Below are 20,292 nucleotides of genomic sequence, written 5' to 3'. Positions count from 1 at the left end.
ATCCGCGAGGCGAATTTCGGTCGCTCGTTAAACTGAGCCGACCGCACAACGGATTGAGCGAGGAGCGCACGTGGGCCTTGTCGTGCAGAAGTACGGAGGCTCCTCCGTAGCCGATGCCGAGGGCATCAAGCGGGTCGCCAAGAGAATCGTCGACGCCAAGAAGAACGGCCATCAGGTCGTCGTCGTGGTGTCGGCGATGGGTGACACGACGGATGAGTTGATCGATCTCGCCGGACAGGTATCCCCGATCCCTGCCGGACGCGAATTCGACATGCTGCTGACCGCCGGAGAGCGGATCTCCATGGCCCTGCTGGCCATGGCGATCAAAAACCTGGGCCACGAGGCGCAGTCGTTCACCGGCAGCCAGGCCGGCGTCATCACCGACTCCGTCCACAACAAGGCGCGGATCATCGATGTCACCCCCGGGCGGATCCGGACCTCGATCGACGAGGGCAACATCGCCATCGTCGCCGGGTTCCAGGGCGTCAGCCAGGAGGGCAAGAACATCACCACGCTGGGCCGCGGCGGATCGGACACGACCGCCGTCGCCCTCGCCGCCGCCCTCGACGCCGAGGTCTGCGAGATCTACACGGACGTCGACGGTGTCTTCACCGCCGACCCCCGCGTGGTCAAGAAGGCGCGGAAGATCGACTGGATCTCGTTCGAGGACATGCTGGAGCTCGCCAGCTCCGGGTCCAAGGTGCTGCTCCACCGCTGCGTGGAGTACGCACGTCGGTACAACATCCCGATCCACGTGCGCTCGTCCTTCAGCGGGCTCCAGGGCACCTGGGTCAGCAACGAATCACAGCAAGGAGCCCGCAAGGTGGAGCAGGCCATCATCTCCGGTGTCGCGCACGACACCTCCGAGGCCAAGGTCACGGTCGTCGGTGTGCCGGACAAGCCGGGCGAGGCCGCCTCGATCTTCCGCGCCATCGCGGACGCCGAGGTCAACATCGACATGGTCGTGCAGAACGTGTCGGCCGCCTCGACGGGCCTGACCGACATCTCCTTCACCCTCCCCAAGGACGAGGGCCGCAAGGCCATCGACGCCCTGGAGAAGACCCGCTCGGCCATCGGCTTCGACTCCCTGCGCTACGACGACCAGATCGCCAAGATCTCCCTCGTCGGCGCCGGCATGAAGACCAACCCCGGCGTCACGGCGACCTTCTTCGAGGCGCTCAGCGACGCCGGCGTCAACATCGAGCTGATCTCGACCTCCGAGATCCGCATCTCCGTCGTCACGCGCGCCGATGACGTCACCGAGGCCGTGCGCGCCGTGCACACCGCCTTCGGCCTGGACTCCGACACGGACGAGGCCGTGGTCTATGGAGGCACCGGCCGATGAGCCGAAAGCCGACGCTCGCGGTCGTCGGGGCGACCGGGGCCGTCGGCACGGTCATGCTCCAGATCCTGTCGCAGCACGCCGACATCTGGGGCGAGATCAGACTCGTCGCCTCACCGCGCTCGGCCGGCCGCAAGCTGGCGGTGCGCGGTGAGCAGGTCGAGGTCCTCGCGCTGTCCGAGGACGTCTTCGACGGGGTCGACGTCGCCATGTTCGACGTACCCGACGAGGTGTCCGCGCAGTGGGCGCCGCTCGCCGCGTCCAAGGGCGTCGTCGTGGTCGACAACTCCGCGGCCTTCCGGATGGACCCGGACGTGCCGCTCGTGGTCCCCGAGGTCAATCCGCACGCCGCGCGCGTGCGCCCGCGCGGCATCGTCGCCAACCCCAACTGCACCACCCTGTCGATGATCGTCGCCGTCGGCGCGCTGCACGCCGAGTTCGGCCTGCGCGAGCTGATCGTCTCCTCGTACCAGGCCGTGAGCGGCGCGGGACGCGACGGCGTGGAGACACTGCGGCGCCAGCTGAAGCTCGTGGCGGGATCCGAACTGGGCACCAGCCCCGGGGACGTGCGCCGGGCCGTGGGCGAGGACACCGGGCCCTTCCCGGAGCCCGTGGCACTCAACGTCGTGCCGTGGGCCGGGTCGCTGCGCGAGGACGGCTGGTCCTCGGAGGAGATGAAGGTGCGCGACGAGTCGCGCAAGATCCTCGGCCTGCCGGGGCTGCGCGTCGCCGCCACCTGTGTGCGCGTCCCGGTCGTGACCACGCACTCCCTGACCGTTCACGCCCGTTTCGAGGGCGAGGTCACGGTCGGCCGGGCGCGCGAGATCCTCGCCACCGCGCCGGGGGTCGTGCTGTTCGACGACCCGGCCGCCGGGGAGTTCCCGACACCCGCCGACGTGGTCGGCACCGATCCGACCTGGGTGGGCCGCGTGCGGCGCGCGCTGGACGACCCGACCGCCCTGGAGCTCTTCGTGTGCGGGGACAACCTCCGCAAGGGGGCCGCCCTCAACACCGCGCAGATCGCCGAACTGGTGGCCGCGGAGTTCACCGGGCGCTGATCCGGGCGACGCGTGACCCGGTCGCTCTTTCCCCGGAGATTGATCGGTACGCGGCCCCGAAGCGAACATCTGTGCGTGATCTGTGTAAGTTCGGTGTCCAACTCGGTGGCCCAGGACGCTTGAACTGGATCATCTCCGCATTCGAATATTTCGCGTCCGATCATTGCAACCAGCGGCGCGGCGCGGGGCGTCTTTAGCGATCGCCCTCAGGGGTGACCTGGACGCCGCGAAAAAAATGGGGCATAGGGGAAGAGCTGGTAGGCATGGGGGCATTTGATGCGTCGTCACGAGCGGTGCGCGCACGACGTGCCGCGAACGCGATGCCGGACGCGTACAACCCTGACGGGGGGAAGCGTGTCCAACATGCGTGGCAGAGGTACTCGACTTCACAGCGGTACAGGCGAGAGGCGCGGCAGCGCTGCGTCCCCCTCGTCGTACCCGCGCGCCCGGCGGCATGCCGGTGATCGCGCCCATGCCCGCAGCGCGCCCCGCTCATCTTCCGGCGCAGCGTGAGGGCGCTGACGACACGATGACCGCGGGCACCACAGTCGACCATCTCACCGAGACCTACCGCGCCCACTACCGCTCGCTGCTCGGCCTCGCCGCGCTGCTCCTGGACGACACGGCGTCCTGCGAGGACGTGGTGCAGGAGGCGTTCATCCGGGTCCACTCCGCGCGCAAGCGGGTGCGGGACCCCGAGAAGACCCTGGCCTATCTGCGCCAGACCGTGGTCAACCTCTCGCGCTCCGCCCTGCGCCGGCGCATCCTCGGCCTGAAGCTGCTCTCCAAGCCGATGCCCGACATGGCGAGCGCCGAGGAAGGCGCCTATGACCTGCTGGAACGCGACGAGCTGATCAAGGCCATGAAGGGCCTCCAGCGGCGCCAGCGCGAGGTGCTCGTCCTGCGGTACTTCGCCGACATGACCGAGGCGCAGGTCGCCGACACCCTGGGCATATCCCTGGGCTCGGTGAAGGCGTACGGTTCGCGCGGCATCGCGGCCCTCAGGGTCGCCATGGAGGCCCCGGCATGAGCAAGCAGGACGAGCAGGGCGGATGTGAGCGGCATGGCGGGAACGGAAACGTGAATCACGGCCCAAGTCCCAGGGAACCCGGCCGCGAGGCCGCCGGCCCCGATATCCCCGGCCCCGATATCCCCGGCTCCGAGGAGACGGGAACGGACGACCTCGGCGCCGACGAGCTGGCGCTGCGGCGGCTGATGCGGCAGGCGGTCGAGGAGATCGAGCCGAGCGAGCGCTCCCTCGAACACCTGCGGCGGGCGGTACCGGCCCGCCGGGCCCGCAAGCGCCAGGCCGTCGTCGGCCTCGCCGCGGCGGCGCTCTTCATCGGCACGGCCGTCCCCGCCCTGGTGCACGTCACCAACTCCCGGGGCGGTTCGGACGACCGCCCCTCGATCGCGGGCAACAGCCAGGAGGCGCAGGGCGGCTCCGGTCCGGGCAAGGGTCACGCCTCCGGTCCGAAGGACTCCGACAAGAAGCCGGGCAAGTCCAAGGAGAAGGACAAGAAGCACAAGAAGGGCAAGAAGGACGGCAAGGGGAAGGGCGCCACAGGCGGCGTCGGCCCGGGATCGCCCGACCCCGGCGCCTCCGAGGCCGCCACCTCGCCCGTCTGCTCCGCCGCCCAGCTCGGCGCCACCGGCAGCGCGGGCGCGCCCGACGCGGAGAACAAGGTGTACGGCAGCTTCCGCGTCACCAACATCTCCGCCAGCAGCTGCACGGTCGAGGCCGCGGGCGCCGTCGCCGTGACGGCACAGGGCGCGGCCGACCCCGCGAAGGTCTCGGTGGTGGACCACACGGTGGGTGACGCGGCGGCCGCGCTGCCCGATCCCTCGCTGGAGGCGAGCCCGCTCGTGCTGCAACCCGGCTCGGCCTACGAGGTCCGCTTCGCCTGGGTCCCGGCCGAGGCGTGCCCCACCGACGGCGGCGAGCCCACCCCGAACCCGACGCCCACGGACGGCGGCACCACGGACGGCGGCTCGCCCGAGGGGGGCATGGACCCCCAGCTGGGCCGGTCGGAAGGCGGAGTGGTCGACGGAAGCGTCGTGGTCTCCCTGACCGCGGAGGCGGGCGCGCCCTCGACGGGCGCGACGGTCGCCAACGCGTGCGCGGGGACGGTATACCGCACGGGAATCCTGCCCGCCTCCTGAGCCCGTCCCCGTCTCAGGGGCGGGGCGCGGGTTCCGCGGGGTCGGGCAGGAGGCCCAGGCGCGCGTCGCGGGCGACCTCCGCCTCGCGGCGGAACAGCCGGAACCACATGAAGACGACGAAGCCCGCGAAGACGAACCACTCACCGGTGTAGCCGAGGTTCTGGAAGGCCTTCAGGTCCAGGCCGGTGTTCTCCGGCGCGGTCGCCGGGACCGCCTTCATGCCGGAGTCGCCCTTGTCGAGGGTGACCCAGGCGTCGTACACGTCGTCGCGCACGAGATTGACCAGCGACGCCGAGCTGATCGCGCCCAGCTGCCCCCGGGGCAGGCCGCCGGCGGCGCTGACGCCGTTGGCGCCGGGGCTCTCGGAGGCCTGGAGGGCGCCGGTCACCGTGACCTCGCCCCTCGGGGCGGCCGGGGCCTTGGCGGTGCGGGCCTCGCCGGGGAGCCAGCCGCGGACCACGGGCAGCGACCTGCCGCCGTCCGTGCGCAGCAGGGTCAGTACGTAGAACCCGCGCTTGCCGTCCAACTCCCGCTCGGGTACGAGCAGTTGTTTGCCGTAGCGGCCGGTGGCCGTGGCCCGCTCACCCGAGGTGTCCCGGTCGACCGGTAGCAGCGCGTCGAGCGGCCGGGCCGCGGCCTTGCGGCCGTGCGCGCTCTGCGCCTGCGCCTTGGCGGACTCGTGGTCCTGTACGCGGTCCTCGAAGCGGCCGAGCTGCCAGGACCCCATGAAGAGGCAGAACGGGATGGCCAGCGCGACGAAGAGGTTGATCCCCCACCAGCGGGGCGTCAGCAGAAACCGGTACACACCTCCACGGTACGGGGCCCCGCGGCCCGCCCACCCGCGGGGTCGCCCTCGCCGAGCGCCTTCCCGGACGGGCTCAGCCCCGCCCCGCCGCCGCCCCCAGGTGCCTCGCCACGAAGTCCAGCTCCAGGGCCACCTGCTTGATGCGCTCGTCCACGACCAGCGACCCGTGGCCCGCGTCATAGCGGTACACCTCGTGCACCGCGCCGCGCGCGGCCAGCCGGTCCACGTAGTTGTCGATCTGGCGGATCGGGCAGCGCGGGTCGTTGACACCCGCCGAGATGTAGACGGGCGCCTTGACCTGGTCGACGTACGTCAGCGGGGACGAGGCCGCGAACCGCTCCGGGACCTCCTCCGGCGTGCCGCCCAGCAGCGTGCGGTCCATCGCCTTGAGGGCCTCCATCTCGTCGTGGTACGCCGTCACGTAGTCCGCGACGGGCACCGCCGCCAGGCCCACCGCCCAGGCGTCGGGCTGCGTACCGATGCCCAGCAGCGTGAGGTACCCGCCCCAGGAGCCGCCCGCGAGGACCAGCCGGTCGGGGTCGGCGAGCCCGGAGTCGACCGCCCACCGGCGGACCGCCGCGATGTCCTCCAGCTCGATGAGGCCGACGCGGTGCTTGAGCGCGTCGGTCCACTCGCGGCCGTACCCCGTGGAGCCGCGGTAGTTGACCCGGACCACCGCGTACCCGTGGTCGACCCAGGCGGCTGGGCCCGCCGCGAAGGAGTCGCTGTCGTGCCAGGTGGGCCCGCCGTGCACCTCGAAGACGGTGGGGAGCGGCCCCACCGCGCCGGCCGGCTTCTGGACGAGGGCGTGGATGCGGCCGCCGGGACCCTCGACCCACACGTCCTGAACCGGGACGGACTTCGGCGCCCGCATGCCGGGCGGGTCCAGGACCACATCGCCCGAGGTCGAGCGCACCACCGGCGGCTCGGCGGCCGAGGACCACATGTACTCCACGGTGCCGTCGGGGCGCGCCGTGGCGCCCGACACCGAGCCCGCGGGCGTCTCGATGCGGACCAGCTCGCGGGTGGCGAGGTCGTAGCGGAACAGCTCGCCCCGCGCCTCGAAGCCGTGGGCGATCAGCAGCGCGGAGCCGTCCGCGTACCACTCGGCGCTCACGTCGCCCGGCAGGCCGAGCGCGAGGTCGCTCTCCTCGCCGGACGCGACGTCCCACAGCATCGGCTCCCAGCGTCCGCGCCGCTGATGCCCGACCAGCAGCCGCGTGTCCCCGTCGACCGGCGCGAAGCCGAGGACCTCCAGGCCCAGCTCGACTGTGCCGCCCTCGGTGTCGTCCAGTTCGGCGACGGTGGAGCCGTCGGGCCTGATCACGCGGAGCGCCGAGTGCATGGCGTCACCGTGCTCGGTGTGCTCCAGGGCGATTAGCGCGCAGTCGTGCGAGAGGTCGCCGACGCCCGCCGACTCGCGGTGGCGGTACACCTCGACCACCTCGTCGGGGCCGCCGGTCGGGCCGCGCCCCACGACATGGATCGTCGAGCCGTCCTCGTCCGTCGAGCGGCCGACGACCACGGTCCTGCCGTCCCTGCCGAGCGCCAGACCCGCGGGATACGAACCGGCGAGGTCCGGCACGGCGGGCTCGTCCGGGCCGCCGGCGAAGGGCTGGCGCATCCACACGCCGAACTCGTCGCCGTCCTTGTCGTTGAACCACCAGATCCACTCGCCGTCGGGCGACAGCACGCCGTCCGTCGTGCCGTTCGGCCGGTCGGTCACCTGGCGCTGGGCGCCCGTCGCCCGGTCCCAGGCGTACAGCTCGTACGTCCCCGTCGCGTTCGACACGAACAGGGAGCGCTGCGGCGCGTCCTGCGCCCAGTCCGGCAGCGACACCCTCGGCGCCCTGAACCGCTTCTCCCAGTCGGGCATGGACTTCGACCCCGTGGCCTTCTCGGCACCCGTCTCGCTCATGCCCCCATAGTGCCCGCACCCGCCGACAATCCGCTGGCGAGGGTCCCCAGCCTGTGGATAACCGCACGCGAGCGACGGACCGCCCCCGCGTCCCGGCTCACGGCAGCGGCGACGGCGGCCGCAGCCACCCCTCGCGCCCGGGGTCGAACTCGCCGAGCTTCGCCCAGTCCCAGGCCCGCAGGACCTCCCGCCCCTGATCGTCGTCCTGCTTGATCACGGCGACGACGACATCGGCGGTGTGCCGCGACATGAGCAGCGTCCGCAGCCGGGTGGCGACGCCCGTCCCGCGGTGGGCGGGCGCCACCATCAGCTCGCCCAGCAGGAACACCCGCCCCGAGGCGGTCTGTTCCTCGACGCCGGCCGGCAGGATGCCGCGGAACCCCTCCCACCACTCGCCGGTGGGAGCGGCGCGGTACCCGTACAGGCAGCCGACCAGGCCGCCCGAGTCGGCGACGACCATGTCGAAGTCGGGCTGCTGGACGTCGTGCTCGAAGCGCCGCAGGAACCCCTGCCGGTCGCGGTACTCGGCTCCGGCCGCGCCCCGATACGCCTCCACGTAGAGGTTGGCGACGGCCTCTCGCTGCTGCTCCGCCTGCCAACGGCTCAGCCGCCGCAAGAACACTTCCGCCATGCACGCCTCCCGCTCCGCCGCCTGAAGAGGGCGACTCCCCCCGCATTCCGACTCCGCATGGTGACACCACCGGAGCGCCCAGCGGAACGGTGCGTCGCGGATCAGCGCGCCGCCGGCGCCCGCTAGGAGAACGTCACGGTACGCGAGGTGTCGGCGAGCCGGTTGATCCGCAGGGGCAGCTCGACGGAGATCATCGTGACGGACGCCTCGGCGGTGGTGCCCTTCTTCCACTCCCCGGTGAAGGAGCGCTTCCAGGGGCGCACGGTGCTGCTTCCGTCGCAGGACACGGCGACGGTCCGCGTCCGGGACGTGATGTTCGACAGGGTCGAGGGGGCGTTCCCCAGGCCGAGACGCCCGTAGAGCTGCTGGAGCTCCTTGGCCTCGGCGGGCGTCGGCGTACGGTCGCGCCGGGTCCGCAGGGTCACGTTCAGCTGTGCGTCGCCCTTGACGCCCCGGCAGGTGTACGTGCCGGACACCACGGCGGCCGACGGGTCGGCGCCGATCCGGGCGGCGGGGTCCAGCGTCACCTGGGGCCGCTCGGCGGCGGTCGCCACCGCGGGCGCCAGGGCCGAGACGACGGCCACCGTCGCCGTGAGGCCCGCCTTCGCGATTCGCTGCATCAGTAGCCTTCCGTTGCCGTCGAGGCCGCAGGGGCCGACCGGTGCCCGACCGGCCCCTGGCGGTACTCAGGTTCAGTGGTTGGCGGCACCGTTGCCGGAGAGGACCGGGATGTCGGACAGGATGTGCGACAGCGGCTCGTCTTCCTTGGCCTGCGTCGAGTTCTCGGTGCACTGCTGCAGCTGCGGCGCCGAGAGGATCGGGATGTCCTGGATGCCGATGTTGACCAGGGCCACGATGTTCTGGATGTTGGCCTTGACCGGGAGGCCGACACAGAGCTTGTTCAGCGAGCCCTGGACCAGGCTCATCTGCGGGCTCATGTCGCCCTTGGTGCCGGAGTTGCCGAACGACTGCTGGGCGCCGTTCCCGCTGGCGGACTCGGTGCCCGAGTCGTCGCCGATGGCCAGGGCCTGCGGAACCGCGGTGGCGGACATCGCGGCGGCCGACAGGGCGATGGCGGCGGTTGCGAGCAGCTTCTTCATGGTGAGGGGTTCCCTTCGAGTGAGGCTCCACTCCGGAGCCGCATGGTCATCAACTCGGTGACAGGGCTCGGGTTGCGGCGATTGGCCCATTCGGTGGATAAGTGTGCTGAATGGGCCACTTTGGACGAGGGGCTATGGCTGACCGCTGACACCGAAAAGCGGGCCGCCGAGGAGGAAGTCGGCGGCCCGCTTTTCGGTGCGCGGTGTCAGTCGTTGGCGACGCCGTTGCCCGAGAGGATCGGGATGTCGTCCAGGATGTGCGACAGCGGCTCGTCGCCCTTGGCCTGGGTCGAGTTCTCGGTGCACTGCTGGGTCTGCGGCGCGGACAGGATCGGGATGTCCTGGATGCCGACGTTGACCAGGCCGACGATGTTCTGGAGGTTGAGCTTGGCCGGCAGGGCGATACAGGGCTTGTTGAACGAGCCCTGGATGAGCGCCATCTGCGGGCTCATGTTGCCGTACGTGGCGGAGTTGCCGAACGACTGCACGGCGTTGTTGCCGCTCATGGTCTCGGTGCCGCCGTCGTTGCCGATGGCGAGCGCCGTGGGCGCTGCGGCGGCCGACATGCCGACGACGGAAGCCGTGACCGCAGCCGCGGTCATAACCTTCTTGATCACAGATATTCCTCTCTGAGTTAGCCCCGTCCTCGGAGCGCCCTGAGCAACTGCCGTGGAGTGGAAGGGGTTGCTGAAATTCACTCCGATGGCCCAATGCGCGACCTCTCGTGGGGTGTGAAACGCCGATCTGCGAATAATCAGACCGTCATTTCTGTGGGCCGTTTTCACGGGCGATCCGTCGTCGCGGCGTTCCCCGAAAGATCCGATGGAGTGAATGGGCGGAACTAAACGCGGGGCGGGGAGTTGGGCAGGCCGCAGTAACGTGAGCGTTCGCCCCAGAAAAAGGAACCGCAAATGCTTAAGAAGGCAATGGCAACGGCAGCAGCCGCGGTCGCCGTGTCCGTGGCCGGTATCGGCTCCCCGGCGATGGCGATCGGCGACGACACCGGCACCCAGTCGATGAGCGGCAACGGCGCCGTCCAGTCGTTCGGCAACTCCGGCACCAAGGGCGACATGAGCCCGCAGCTCTCCCTGGTCCAGGGCTCGCTGAACAAGCCCTGCATCGGTCTCCCGGCCAAGCTCAACATCCAGAACATCGTCGCTCTGGTCAACATCGGCATCCAGGACATCCCGATCCTGTCCGCGCCGCAGACCCAGCAGTGCACCGAGAACTCGACCCAGGCCAAGGGCGACGAGCCGCTGTCGCACATCCTGGACGACATCCCGGTCCTCTCGGGCAACGGCGCCGGCAACGGCTGATCCGGTATGCCGTAGGACCCGCTCGGGCCGCCCGTCGTCACGGTGGGCGGCCCGAGTTTCTTTTGCTCCGCCGCCGAATCCGGTTTTTGGTCCCGGTTCGCATTCGAGTGAATTTCCGAGGCCGGTCAACACCTCGGTTTCCTCCCTGCACGTCACTCGTTAAGCAGGGCTCAGGTCACGGTGCGGGAACAGGAACTCCCCGTCCGGCCCCGGCCGCCGCTTAGGCGTGACCCGAAAGAAGGGAAAAGCTGTGAAGCTCAAGAAGAGCGCAACGCTCGTCGCTGGTGCCGTCATGGTTCTGGGCATGGGCACCCCGGCGTTCGCCGACGCCGGAGCCTCCGGTGTGGCCGCCAACTCCCCCGGCGTTCTCTCCGGGAACGTCGTCCAGGTGCCCATCCACGTGCCCGTCAACGTGTGCGGCAACACCGTCGACATCATCGCTCTCCTGAACCCGGCGTTCGGCAACACCTGCGTCAACGACTGACGCGGCGACCCAGCTGCTCCAGCTGCGTCTCGGCCGGCCCCGGAGGCCTCCCGTCTCCGGGGCCGGCTCCCCATCGCACAGAGAAAGACCACTAGATTGCGACAGGCCCTCAGTAAAGGCATGCTCTCGGCCGCGGCCGCCACGAGCATCCTGTCCCTGTCCGGCGGCTCGGCGCTCGCCGCGTCCGGGGCGGACGGACCGGCTCTGAACTCGCCCGGCATCCTCTCGGGCAACAGCGTGCAAGCGCCGGTGGAGGTCCCGGTCAACGTCTGCGGCAACTCCGTGGACGCCGTCGGAGCCGCCAACCCCGCCTTCGGCAACAAGTGCGCGAACACGTCCTCGTCCGCCCGGCAGGGCCACGACCACCGCGCCCCGGCGCCCGGCCCACCGGAGCGGCCGCACCCGCACGCCGCATCCGGCTCCCCCGGCGCGCAGCACGCCTCTCCCGGCCCCTACGGGGGTTCGGGCGCCGCCGCTCAGGGCGCCACGAGTGGTTCGCCCGGTGTCCTGTCCGGCAACAGCGCGAAGGCGCCGGTGTCGGTCCCGGTCAACGTCTGCGGCAACTCCGTGGACGCCGTCGGGGTCCTCAACCCCACCTTCGGCAACCGCTGTGGCGGGCAGCCCCACGAGCACGAGCACCCCGGCACCCGTCCGCCGGGCGCACCGGAGCACCCCGCGCCCCGGCCCGCCGAGCCCGGCCCGCGGGAGCGCGAGGCGATGCCGCCGCACACGGCGCCCGGGCACGTACCGCACCAGTCCCGGGCGGACCGGCCGGTCCACGCGGCGGCCCCCGAGGTCCGCCTCGCCGAGACCGGCACGGACGAGAAGCTGCTGGGCGCGGCGGCCGTGAGCACCGGCCTGCTGCTCGGCGGCGCGATCCTCTACCGGCGTGGACGCACCGCCTCCGCGCGCCGCTAGAAACCCGTTGAGCCCCGCTACCTGCCGGGTAGCGGGGCTCAACGGTGTCACCGGTGGGGAAGGCCGGACGCGATCGCTTCCCCACCGACTCGGGAGGAGGGGCGGCCGGCCCGTCGGGGAAGTCGCTCACCCACGGCATGGCTGCCGACGGCTGGCGGGAAGCGACCCGGCCTGTCCCACGAAGCCCCTCCAGTGCATCACTTGAGGGGCCCGGCGCGGTGCGAGGTTCACCCGTTCGCCCGCCGTGTCACTCATAAGAGGGGCCGGACGCGGGAGGGGCGTGGGGCGTTGGTGGCCCGGCTCCCGTGGACCATCGCATGCACGGAAGCCGGGCCGGGTGCCGTCTCGGCGTCACCTGGGGCGAGCGTAGGAGCCGCGTGCCGCACGCGGGGCTGCCACACCCGGGCGGGAGGCCGGTTCCACCCGTTCGGCACGGGCGGGAACCCGCGGCGAAGGCGTCGGCTCCGCTCGATCGTCCATACGGGCGGTATGTCCTGACGCGGGATTAGAAACTCGATTGGCGTAATAAGAATACATATGACGAGGGGTCAAGGTGCCAAGTCGTCGATGAGTTGCGGCTGAAAAAGAGGAGCGGCTATGGATGCACGGCGAAGGTTCGCCGGCCCGATGGGCGGGCGGCGGGGAAAGCGACTTTCCCTCATCGCCGCCGGGGTCGTCTCGGCGGTGGTTCTCGCCGCCGCCCCGGCCCACCCGGCGGGCGTCACACGCGACGGCGATCCGCCGGGCGGTCCCTCTTCTTCGGCCCCCTCGGAAAAGGTTCCCGCCTTTGGTGCCTATCTCGATTACGGGCCGCGCGGTGTCCAGCGCATCGATGAACTGAGCCAGTGGCTCGGCGGGGCCGAGCTGCGGGTCGGGCACACCTACCTCCCCGGTGACCGGTGGAGCAACATCGAGGGCGCCCCCCGCTTCCTGGAGGCCTGGGCGGCCTGGCGCAAGGAGCGGGCCGACCGTTTGTTCGTGCTCAACGTGCCGATGCTCGAACGCAACGAAGAGCGCCTCGGCGACGGCGAGGTGGCGGACCTGCTGCGGCAGGGCGCCGCCGGCCGCTTCGACCACCACTTCCGGGCGCTCGCCCGGCGCCTCGTCGACCTCGGCGTGCCGGACACGGTGGTCGTGCCGGGCTGGGAGATGAACGGCACGACGTACACCCACCGCTGCGGCCCGGACCCGGACGCCTGGAAGAAGTACTGGAACAGGATCGTCACCACGATGCGCTCGGTGGCCGGACAGAAGTTCCAGTTCGACTTCACGCCCAGCAGAGGGCGGGACGCCGTTCCCTGGACGCAGTGCTACCCGGGCGACGACGTGGTCGACATCATCGGCATGGACTCCTACGACCAGCCGCGCGGAATGTCGTTCGACGAGCAGGTTACGGAGCCGTACGGACTCCAGGACCACGTCGATTTCGCGGCGGCGCACAAGAAGCCCATCTCCTACCCGGAGTGGGGCCTTTTCCGCAACGGCGACAACGAGGAGTACATGCGCCGCATGCTGAAATGGATGGACGACAAGAAGCCCGTGTACAACACGGTCACCGACTACTGCCCGCACGGCGTCTGGCAGTGCAAGGAGAATCCCGGGGCCTCCGAGGTCTACCGGAAGATGCTCTCCGGTCGCGACGACATCCCGACGGTGCCGACCCGGCCGGCGACACCGCCCGCGTGCTCGCCGCTGGAACTCGGCGAGTGGGTCGAGCACTGGCTCGGCGGGAAGCTGTGCCTCCGGCTCGACTGGTGGCAGGGGCAGGGGCAGGGGCAGGGGCAGGGGCAGGGGCAGGGGCGCCCCTGAGCGTCGCGCGTCGCGGGCCGTCAACGCCGCGGGGGCCTCAGGAAGGGCCCCCGCCCTCGCGGCGTGCCTCGCGCTCGCGCAGCCGCTCCTTGGCCCACCGGCGGGCCGAGGCGTCCCAGGCCGCGGCGGCCAGCAGCGGCCGCGTGCGTCCGCGGGCCAGTAGGAAGCGCTGGTTGGTGACGGGTTCGGGGCGCCAGTGGTGCTTGTACGGTTCGTTGCCGCGCAGCAGGCTCAGCGCGCGGCGCTGTTCGCCGCCGGTGTGGCGCGTGCACGCGTCGAGGAGCATCGTCGCCACGTCCACCTTGCGCTCGCGCAGCCGCGGATGGGCGCCGTACAGATAGCCGCCGGCCAGCGTGCCGGAGAGCAGGGTCAGGTCGGCGGCCACCACCTCGCCGTCCAGGCGGAACTCGGTCACCACCGCCTCCCCGGCCGCGACCATCGGCCGCATGACGCGCAGCAGATGTTCGCGGAACCGCGGTCGCAGGTGCTCCGAGGTGACCTTTCTGCCGCTCCACTGCAACTGGTGCAGGTGCAGCAGGGTCCGCACCGAGGCCTCCACCTCGTCGGGGGGCACGACGCGGCTCTCCACCCCGAGTTTGGCCAGCTTGCGCAGCTTGGCCCGGGTGCGCTGGGCCCGGGGGGCCGGCATCCGCTGGAGCAACTCCTCCATGGGCAGGGCGGGCAGCTCCAGGCAGGCCGAGTCGGCCAGCGCCCGGCGCGGCCCCCGCCAGCGGGCGTGGACGCCCTCCAGGCAGGCCCCGGGACGGACCTCGCCGAAGTCGATCAGCGCGGTCGCGGCCAGCTCGCCGAGCCCCGCGGCCAGCGCCTCGGTGCCGGCCTCGCGTACGGAGTCGTCCACCAGCACGTCCGCGAAGTCGGAGATGGCGCCGCCGAGCGGCTTGAGGGCGGGCAGCGGGCGGTGCACCCGCATCAGCGGCGCCGCCGCGACGAGCCGGTCCCCGTCGCGGACCAGCAGTACCCGCAGCCGCCCGGGCCGCCCGTAGGAACGCCACCAGGACGAAAGCCACGCGTGGCTCTGGAACGGTGTGGCCGCCCGGCAGGACCGGTGCAGGTGCCCCCACGGCTCGGCCAGCGCGTCGAACTCGTCCTCGTCGACGCACAGCCGCGTCGTCAAGAGGCGCTCACCCGTCGCCGTACTCATGGGGCGCTCCTGGCCAGGGCGGACGCGGGGCCCGGCACCGAGGCGGCGGCCGGTGCCTCCTCCGTACGGGCGCGGGGCCGCACCAGGAGGGCGAGTCCGCCGAGCAGCCCGCCCGCGCATCCGCCGACCAGGGTCGTCACGCCGGTGGAGAGCGAGGACGGCTCGGTCGGTTCCAGGGCCCGGGAGAACGACAGGAGCCTGACCTGGGTGCTGCCCTTGGCGTGGTTGGCGTTCGTGGCGAGCGAGTGGGCCACCGCGTTGGCGGTGACGGCGGCCGTCCCGGGTTTCTCGTCCGCCGCCGAGATCGCGATCATCGGCGCGTCGGGGGAGGTGGCCACCGTGACGCTGTCCCGCAGCTCGGCGGCGGACATCCCGGCCGCCACCTGCGCGTCGCCCAGCACGGCGAGCTGCGTCGCCACCCGTCCGTAGGCCTGCGCGAACCCGAGCGCGGTGGCCGGGTCGGCCTTGGACTGCGGTACGGCGACTACGTAACTCGTGGCCGTGTACCGCGGTGTCTGGAACGCGCCGTACCCGGCCCCGGCCAGCAGGCCGAGGGCCGCGCAGGCCGGCAGGGGCCACCAGCGGGGCAGCCGCGCGAGGCGGGCGCGCAGGGCGGCGGCGCGCGGGCGCTCGTTCACGGTGTCGCTCATCGGGGTTTCACCTCCGGGGTCGGGCCGGGGACGACGGACGCGTAGACACGCATCAGCCGGTCGGCGCTGCGGGTGATGCTGTAGTGCTGGGCCGCCGCCGGTGGTGCCGAGCGGCGCGGGGGGATGGTGCCGCGCAGGTCGTGGAGCGCCTGGGCGAAGGAGTCCGGGTCGCTCGGGCAGTACGCGGCAGGGGCGCCCCGGGCGTCGGCCGGCAGGTCGTCGACGGCGGGGCAGGACGCGTAGAGCACGGGCAGTCCGCAGGCCAGGCCCTCGACGAGGGCGAGCCCGAAGGCCTCCTCGGGGGAGGGGGAGGCCAGCGCGTCCATGGCGGACAGCAGCGCGGGCAGGCCCGGCGCGCTCCCGGCGCCCTCGCCCCGGTCGGGGCCTTCCTCGTGGGCGGCCTCGCCGGCGAACCGCACCCGCTCGGCCAGGCCGAGACGCCGGGCCAGGACCCGCAGCCCCGGCTCCTCGGGGCCCGCGCCGATCAGCAGCACGGTGACGTCGGTCGGGAGCCGGGCGGCCGCGTGCAGCAGTACGTCGAAACGCTTGCCGCCGGTCAGCCGACCCACGCCCCCCACGACGAACGTCCCCTCCGCCAGACCCAGCCGCCGCCGGGTCCTCGCGCGGGCGGCCGGGTCGTACCGGAAGCGGTCCACGTCGATGCCGTTCGGCACCACCCGGATGCGCCGGCGGGGCACGCCCCAGCGGTTCAGCCGCTCCCCGACGGCGGGGGAGACGGCGACCGTCATCCGGCCGAGGCGCTCCCCGGCGAGGTACAGCGCGCGCACCCCGGCGCTCAGCGGCCTGCCCTCCATCTGGGAGTCGCCGAGCGAGTGCTCGGTCGCCACCACGGCGCGCACCCCGGCCGCCCGGGCCGCGATGCGCCCGTACAGGCAGGCGCGGTAGAGGTGGGTGTGCACGGCGTCGTACCGGCCGGACCTGATGATCCGGGCCAGCCGGGGCAGCACCGCCACATCGCGGTTGCCGGCCATCCCGAGGTCGGTGACGTGCGTCCCGTCGGCCACGATGCCCCGCGCCACCGCGCCCGCGTCGGTCAGCGTGACCACGTCGCAGTCGGCGGGCAGATGGCGCAGCAGCAGGCGCAGTTGCAGTTCGGCGCCGCCCACCCCGAGTCCGGTGATGACGTGCAGCACCCTCATCCGCCGACCGCCGGACGGTCCAGGGCGCGGTGCCTGAGCCGGTTCGTCCACAGCTTCAGCCGCAGGCGCGCGGCCGTGTCCTGCTGGCCGATGTGGACGCGGGGCAGCGCGAGGACGCCCGTCAGGGGGCCGGGGGAGATGGCGCAGGCGTAGCGGTACCCGGCGTCCCGTACGGCGGCGATCACCCGCTGGTCGACGTGGCCGTAGGGGTAGCAGAAGCCCTGCACCTCGGTGCCCGTCAGACCGGTCAGCGCCGCCCGGCTGCCGGCGACCTCGCGGCGCAGCACCTCGTCGTCGGCGGTGGTGAGGTCGATGTGGGTCAGGCCGTGCGAGGCGATCTCGACGCCGCTCTCGGCGGCGTGGCGGATGCCGTCCGCGCCGAGGAGCGGCTTGCGGGGGCCCAGCGGGTCCCAGGCGTTGTCGCCGTCGAGGCGGCCCGGCAGGACGAACAGGGTGGCGGAGCAGTCGTGGCGGCGCAGCAGCGGGAGCGCCTGGTCGACGAAGTCCTGGTAGCCGTCGTCGAAGGTGAGCCCCACCAGGTTCTCCTCCTGGCCGCGCGCGCACGCGTCCAGGAGGTGCCGCATCGACACCCCGCGCAGGCCCCGGCGGCGCAGCCAGCGCAGCTGGGCGGCGAGGCGGTCGGGGGAGACGGTGACGCGGTACGGGTCGTCGGTGGGGTCGGCGACGGAGTGGTACATCGCGATCCACGCGGCGGTACGGGGCTGTTTGAGCCGCAGAAAGGGCTCGGCGTCGGTGCCGGAGGGAGAGGGGGCGGAGGAGGACGGGGACGGGGTGGTGTCAACGGGCATGGCGCGGCTTTCCTGTGACGGAGCGGAGGAGGGACGGCCAGGGCTGGGCCCGCAGGAGCAGGCCGAGCAGCACGAAGGAGACGGTGACCACCGCGCAGCCCGCCGCGACGGCGAGCGCGGGCTGCGCCACCCGCCCCGCGCACAGGGCGCCGAGCGCGCTCGCGCCCCCGGCGGCGAGCACCAGCCGGCCCAGTTGCCCGGCGACGGCCCGCGTCCTGATGGGCACGGTGCGCGGGCCCATGCCGCGCAGCAGGAGCAGCGCGGTGACGCAGATGCCGGTGGCGTTGGCGGCGGCGATGCCGTGGACGCCCCAGGTGCCGACGCTCAGGAACCCGATCCCGGCCGTCATGACGATGCCGACGGCCATCGAGTAGAGCGGGATCCAGGTGGTGCGGGCGACGGCGAAGTGGGCGCGGGCGAGCGCGCCCACCAGCGTGTGGCCCAGCAGGCCGAGCGCGTACACGCGCATCACGGAGGCGGTGGTGGCGGTGTCGGGCGCGGTGAAGGCACCGCGCTGGAAGAGCAGTTCGATGAGCGGGGGCGCGGTGGCGACGATGGCGGCGGTGCCGCCCAGCACCATGCAGCCCACCAGGACGAGGTCGCGCTCGACGCGGTCCCGGGCGCGCTCCGTCTCCCCGGCGCCCAGCGCGCGGGCGAGCGCCGGGAAGGTGACGGTGCACAGCATGAGGGAGAGGACCATCGGCATCTGCGCGACCTTCTGCGCGTAGTTCAGGTGCGAGATGGCGCCGGCGGGCAGCGACGAGGCGAGGAACCGTTCGATGAGGACCTGCGACTGACGGCAGAGGGCGAACAGCAGGACCGTCCAGATGATCGCCGTCTGCAGCGTCCGGTCCGCCGCCGGGCCCGCCGCGGCCGGTGCCGCGCCCGGCTTCCGCCGCAACTGCCGCCACAGGGACGGCGCCTGGACGGCCACCATCAGGGCGCCGCCGACCGCGACACCGGCCGCCGCGGCCCGTACGCCCCAGGGTGCGGCCAGCACGAACAGGGCGGTGATGATGGCCGCGTTGTAGGCGACGTACACGGCCGCGGGGGCGACGAACCGGTGGTGCGCCCGCAGCGCCGCGCTGCAGTAGCCGGTGAGGCCGAAGGTGAAGGCGCAGGTGGCGGTCAGCCGCGTGCAGTCCACGGCCCGGTGCGCGTCGGGCAGCCCGGGAGCGAGCAGCGCCACCACGTACGGCGCCGCCGCCATCAGCACGAGCGAGGCGGCGGCGAACCACAGGGACATCCAGGGCAGCGACGCCCGCACGAGGTCGCGTACGGGGTCCGTGGCGGGGTTCGCGGCGCGGCGGGCCAGCGCCAGGCTGAACGCCGGTACGAGGAAGAAGGCCAGGCCGTCCTCGATGAGCAGGGTCGCGGCCAGCTCCGGGACGGTCCACGCCACCAGGAAGGCGTCGGTGTCGGTGCCGGCGCCGAAGAAGTGCGCGAGCGCCTGGTCCCGGACGAGCCCGAGGAGCGAACCGGCCACCGACAGCGCGGCCGTGACCAGCGCGGCCTTGGCGAGGAAGGAGCCGCCGCTCCTGTCGGGCGCCGGGCCCGCCTCGGCCGCCCGCGCGCCGGAGGGCGGGGGCGGGGCCACCGTCGGCGGCACGGTCGTCATCGCGTGGCCGCCTCTCCCGTCGCGGGCCGTGCGCCGAGCGCCCACCACGCCGCGACGCCGAGGGCGACCGCCGTCAGGACGGTGGAGGGGCCGCCGATGTCCGCGTAGACGAAGTCGGTCAGCTGCCAGATCAGCAGCCCGCAGGCCGACAGCGCGCACTCCAGCTCCGGGCCGCCGGGTCCGCCCGGCCGCATGCACCGGCGCCGCCACCGCAGCAGCCCGCACACCAGGAGCGCCGCCCAGCCGCCGGCGAGCGAGGCGAGGCCGAGCAACCCCTGCTCGCCGAGGACGAGCAGGTACATGTTGTGCGGGGACAGCAGGGGCTGGCGCAAGAAGCCGCTGCCCGCCCCGGCGGTGTCGCTGCCCGAGGACAGGGCCAGCGAGGCGTGGCCGTCGCGGTGTTCGGGGAAGCCCTTGAGGCCCACGCCGGTCAGCGGGCGCTCGCGCCACATGTCCGCGGAGGCCGCCCACATCGTGTACCGGTCGGTGACCGACTGGTCGGGGGCGTCGGTGACCTGGGTGATGCTGCTGAGCCGCTCCTGGAGCATCGCCGAGCCCACGCCGAGCCCCGCGACGAGCACCACGGCGGCCGCCGCCCCGGCCAGCAGCACCCGGCCCGCCCGGCGGGCCCCGGCCAGCAGCAGCACGCCGAGGCAGGCCGCGACCGTGGCGATCCACGCCCCGCGGCTGTACGACAGGGCGAGCGGCACGGTCAGCAGGGCCGCGCAGATCCCGGCCGCCGCGCGCTGCCGGGGCGCGTGCGGGCGGAAGGCCAGCGCCAGGGCGCAGACGAGCCCGTACGAGACGACCGTGGCCATCCCCATCACGTCCGTGGAGCCGAACGTGCCCACCGCGCGGATGTCCTCGCCCATGTACGAGGCCCCGGTGCCCGTCAGGTTCTGGTGCACGCCGATGGCGCCCTGCCACAGGGCGAGCCCGACGAACGCCCAGCCGATCAGGCGGACGTCGCGCGCGTCGCGGACGAGGACCATGACGGCTGCCGGGACCAGCACGAAGATCTGGAGGTAGCGCGCGGCGCCGGCGACACCGGTCGCCGCGGAGGAGGCGCCGAGGGCGGCCACGGTGACGCCGACGACCGGCAGGCCGAGGAGTACCGCGGCGGTCCTGCTCAGCGGCCGCCGGCCGGTGCGGGCCAGCTGGACGACGCAGTGGCCGACGACCAGGGCGGAGACCGCGTCGGCGAGCGTCCCGGTGCCGGGACCGGTGCCGCTGCCCGAGGCCTGGCCGCCGGCCGGCACCGGCAGGGCGAGCAGCGCGATGAGCAGGACGACCGGCAGGACGGGTGCGCTGCGCCGCAGTTCGCGCAGCACGGCATCGCGTGGGGGCAC

General features: G+C 72.7%; 20 protein-coding genes. 8 read left to right on the top strand and 12 right to left on the bottom strand.

All coding sequences use genetic code 11. The features are described 5' to 3' along the window. Positions 1 to 70: 70 nt before the first annotated feature. The 4 genes from ACZ5GP_RS13060 (at position 71) to ACZ5GP_RS13045 (ending at position 4,563) form a co-directional block, all read left to right on the top strand. A complete protein-coding gene (locus ACZ5GP_RS13060; RefSeq protein ID WP_358582800.1) occupies positions 71 to 1,345 on the top strand; it encodes an aspartate kinase in 1,275 nt (424 codons plus the stop codon). Continuing rightward, complete coding sequence (locus ACZ5GP_RS13055) at positions 1,342 to 2,400, top strand: aspartate-semialdehyde dehydrogenase (RefSeq protein WP_468750920.1); 1,059 nt, start codon at positions 1,342 to 1,344, stop codon at positions 2,398 to 2,400. The genes ACZ5GP_RS13060 and ACZ5GP_RS13055 overlap by 4 nt, the downstream gene beginning before the upstream one ends. A gap of 367 nt (positions 2,401 to 2,767) precedes the next feature. After that, positions 2,768 to 3,430 (top strand): SigE family RNA polymerase sigma factor, encoded by a 663-nt coding sequence (locus ACZ5GP_RS13050; protein ID WP_358582804.1) that lies wholly within the window; start codon positions 2,768 to 2,770, stop codon positions 3,428 to 3,430. Then, positions 3,427 to 4,563 (top strand): hypothetical protein, encoded by a 1,137-nt coding sequence (locus ACZ5GP_RS13045; protein ID WP_468750919.1) that lies wholly within the window; start codon positions 3,427 to 3,429, stop codon positions 4,561 to 4,563. The genes ACZ5GP_RS13050 and ACZ5GP_RS13045 overlap by 4 nt, the downstream gene beginning before the upstream one ends. Positions 4,564 to 4,576: 13 nt before the next feature. On the opposite strand, the gene ACZ5GP_RS13040 is transcribed toward ACZ5GP_RS13045, so the two are convergent. From ACZ5GP_RS13040 to ACZ5GP_RS13015, 6 genes are all read right to left on the bottom strand, one after another. Next, positions 4,577 to 5,368 (bottom strand): SURF1 family protein, encoded by a 792-nt coding sequence (locus ACZ5GP_RS13040; protein ID WP_468750918.1) that lies wholly within the window; start codon positions 5,366 to 5,368, stop codon positions 4,577 to 4,579. A 73-nt stretch (positions 5,369 to 5,441) separates the two neighbouring features. Next, the gene (locus ACZ5GP_RS13035; RefSeq protein ID WP_468750917.1) at positions 5,442 to 7,286 is read right to left on the bottom strand and encodes a S9 family peptidase; all 1,845 of its coding nucleotides are present in this window, start codon (positions 7,284 to 7,286) and stop codon (positions 5,442 to 5,444) included. A 97-nt stretch (positions 7,287 to 7,383) separates the two neighbouring features. After that, entirely contained in the window at positions 7,384 to 7,917 is a 534-nt protein-coding gene (locus ACZ5GP_RS13030; protein ID WP_468750916.1) for a GNAT family N-acetyltransferase, read from the bottom strand. Between the two features lie 122 nt (positions 7,918 to 8,039). Beyond that, positions 8,040 to 8,537 (bottom strand): hypothetical protein, encoded by a 498-nt coding sequence (locus tag ACZ5GP_RS13025; RefSeq protein WP_468750915.1) that lies wholly within the window; start codon positions 8,535 to 8,537, stop codon positions 8,040 to 8,042. A 72-nt stretch (positions 8,538 to 8,609) separates the two neighbouring features. After that, positions 8,610 to 9,017: a rodlin gene (locus ACZ5GP_RS13020; RefSeq protein ID WP_468750914.1), complete on the bottom strand. Its 408-nt coding sequence runs from the start codon at positions 9,015 to 9,017 to the stop codon at positions 8,610 to 8,612. A 206-nt stretch (positions 9,018 to 9,223) separates the two neighbouring features. Then, positions 9,224 to 9,634 (bottom strand): rodlin, encoded by a 411-nt coding sequence (locus ACZ5GP_RS13015; protein WP_468750913.1) that lies wholly within the window; start codon positions 9,632 to 9,634, stop codon positions 9,224 to 9,226. Between the two features lie 294 nt (positions 9,635 to 9,928). Here ACZ5GP_RS13015 and ACZ5GP_RS13010 point away from each other — a divergent pair, with 294 nt between their 5' ends. From ACZ5GP_RS13010 to ACZ5GP_RS12995, 4 genes are all read left to right on the top strand, one after another. Beyond that, positions 9,929 to 10,333, top strand: coding sequence for a rodlin (locus ACZ5GP_RS13010; RefSeq protein ID WP_468750912.1), 405 nt, complete (start codon positions 9,929 to 9,931; stop codon positions 10,331 to 10,333). Positions 10,334 to 10,625: 292 nt separating this feature from the next. After that, positions 10,626 to 10,817, top strand: a complete 192-nt coding sequence (locus ACZ5GP_RS13005) for a chaplin (protein WP_468751271.1) — start codon at positions 10,626 to 10,628, stop codon at positions 10,815 to 10,817. Between the two features lie 120 nt (positions 10,818 to 10,937). Next, positions 10,938 to 11,735 carry a chaplin gene (locus ACZ5GP_RS13000; protein ID WP_468750911.1) on the top strand — a complete coding sequence of 266 codons (798 nt, stop codon included), beginning with the start codon at positions 10,938 to 10,940 and terminating at the stop codon, positions 11,733 to 11,735. A gap of 597 nt (positions 11,736 to 12,332) precedes the next feature. Then, positions 12,333 to 13,544 carry a glycoside hydrolase family 26 protein gene (locus ACZ5GP_RS12995; protein ID WP_468750910.1) on the top strand — a complete coding sequence of 404 codons (1,212 nt, stop codon included), beginning with the start codon at positions 12,333 to 12,335 and terminating at the stop codon, positions 13,542 to 13,544. A 37-nt stretch (positions 13,545 to 13,581) separates the two neighbouring features. Here ACZ5GP_RS12995 and ACZ5GP_RS12990 read toward each other — a convergent pair whose 3' ends face one another. The 6 genes from ACZ5GP_RS12990 to ACZ5GP_RS12965 are packed head-to-tail and all read right to left on the bottom strand — an operon-like array spanning position 13,582 to position 20,292. Continuing rightward, positions 13,582 to 14,706, bottom strand: coding sequence for a GNAT family N-acetyltransferase (locus tag ACZ5GP_RS12990; RefSeq protein WP_468750909.1), 1,125 nt, complete (start codon positions 14,704 to 14,706; stop codon positions 13,582 to 13,584). After that, positions 14,703 to 15,356, bottom strand: coding sequence for a YveK family protein (locus ACZ5GP_RS12985; protein ID WP_468750908.1), 654 nt, complete (start codon positions 15,354 to 15,356; stop codon positions 14,703 to 14,705). Before ACZ5GP_RS12985 ends, ACZ5GP_RS12990 begins: the two co-directional genes overlap by 4 nt. After that, entirely contained in the window at positions 15,353 to 16,516 is a 1,164-nt protein-coding gene (locus tag ACZ5GP_RS12980) for a glycosyltransferase (RefSeq protein ID WP_468750907.1), read from the bottom strand. Before ACZ5GP_RS12980 ends, ACZ5GP_RS12985 begins: the two co-directional genes overlap by 4 nt. Further along, positions 16,513 to 17,325 (bottom strand): polysaccharide deacetylase family protein, encoded by an 813-nt coding sequence (locus ACZ5GP_RS12975; protein WP_468750906.1) that lies wholly within the window; start codon positions 17,323 to 17,325, stop codon positions 16,513 to 16,515. Before ACZ5GP_RS12975 ends, ACZ5GP_RS12980 begins: the two co-directional genes overlap by 4 nt. Beyond that, positions 17,315 to 18,943, bottom strand: a complete 1,629-nt coding sequence (murJ, locus tag ACZ5GP_RS12970; protein ID WP_468750905.1) for a murein biosynthesis integral membrane protein MurJ — start codon at positions 18,941 to 18,943, stop codon at positions 17,315 to 17,317. The genes ACZ5GP_RS12975 and murJ overlap by 11 nt, the downstream gene beginning before the upstream one ends. After that, positions 18,940 to 20,292, bottom strand: coding sequence for an O-antigen ligase family protein (locus tag ACZ5GP_RS12965; RefSeq protein WP_468750904.1), 1,353 nt, complete (start codon positions 20,290 to 20,292; stop codon positions 18,940 to 18,942). The genes murJ and ACZ5GP_RS12965 overlap by 4 nt, the downstream gene beginning before the upstream one ends.

The sequence above is a fragment of the Streptomyces sp. NPDC031466 genome (genome assembly GCF_055581265.1).
Note: the sequence above shows the minus strand (reverse complement) of the source record. Positions and strands in the feature narration are given on the sequence as shown.

Coding starts and splice junctions, on each gene's coding strand:
- ACZ5GP_RS13055 (WP_468750920.1), top strand. CDS start 1,342: ATGAGCCGAAAGCCGACGCTCGCGGTCGTCGGGGCGACCGGGGCCGTC.
- ACZ5GP_RS13045 (WP_468750919.1), top strand. CDS start 3,427: ATGAGCAAGCAGGACGAGCAGGGCGGATGTGAGCGGCATGGCGGGAAC.
- ACZ5GP_RS13035 (WP_468750917.1), bottom strand. CDS start 7,286: ATGAGCGAGACGGGTGCCGAGAAGGCCACGGGGTCGAAGTCCATGCCC.
- ACZ5GP_RS13030 (WP_468750916.1), bottom strand. CDS start 7,917: ATGGCGGAAGTGTTCTTGCGGCGGCTGAGCCGTTGGCAGGCGGAGCAG.
- ACZ5GP_RS13025 (WP_468750915.1), bottom strand. CDS start 8,537: ATGCAGCGAATCGCGAAGGCGGGCCTCACGGCGACGGTGGCCGTCGTC.
- ACZ5GP_RS13020 (WP_468750914.1), bottom strand. CDS start 9,017: ATGAAGAAGCTGCTCGCAACCGCCGCCATCGCCCTGTCGGCCGCCGCG.
- ACZ5GP_RS13010 (WP_468750912.1), top strand. CDS start 9,929: ATGCTTAAGAAGGCAATGGCAACGGCAGCAGCCGCGGTCGCCGTGTCC.
- ACZ5GP_RS13005 (WP_468751271.1), top strand. CDS start 10,626: ATGGTTCTGGGCATGGGCACCCCGGCGTTCGCCGACGCCGGAGCCTCC.
- ACZ5GP_RS13000 (WP_468750911.1), top strand. CDS start 10,938: ATGCTCTCGGCCGCGGCCGCCACGAGCATCCTGTCCCTGTCCGGCGGC.
- ACZ5GP_RS12995 (WP_468750910.1), top strand. CDS start 12,333: ATGGATGCACGGCGAAGGTTCGCCGGCCCGATGGGCGGGCGGCGGGGA.
- ACZ5GP_RS12990 (WP_468750909.1), bottom strand. CDS start 14,706: ATGAGTACGGCGACGGGTGAGCGCCTCTTGACGACGCGGCTGTGCGTC.
- ACZ5GP_RS12985 (WP_468750908.1), bottom strand. CDS start 15,356: ATGAGCGACACCGTGAACGAGCGCCCGCGCGCCGCCGCCCTGCGCGCC.
- ACZ5GP_RS12980 (WP_468750907.1), bottom strand. CDS start 16,516: ATGAGGGTGCTGCACGTCATCACCGGACTCGGGGTGGGCGGCGCCGAA.
- ACZ5GP_RS12975 (WP_468750906.1), bottom strand. CDS start 17,325: ATGCCCGTTGACACCACCCCGTCCCCGTCCTCCTCCGCCCCCTCTCCC.
- murJ (WP_468750905.1), bottom strand. CDS start 18,943: ATGACGACCGTGCCGCCGACGGTGGCCCCGCCCCCGCCCTCCGGCGCG.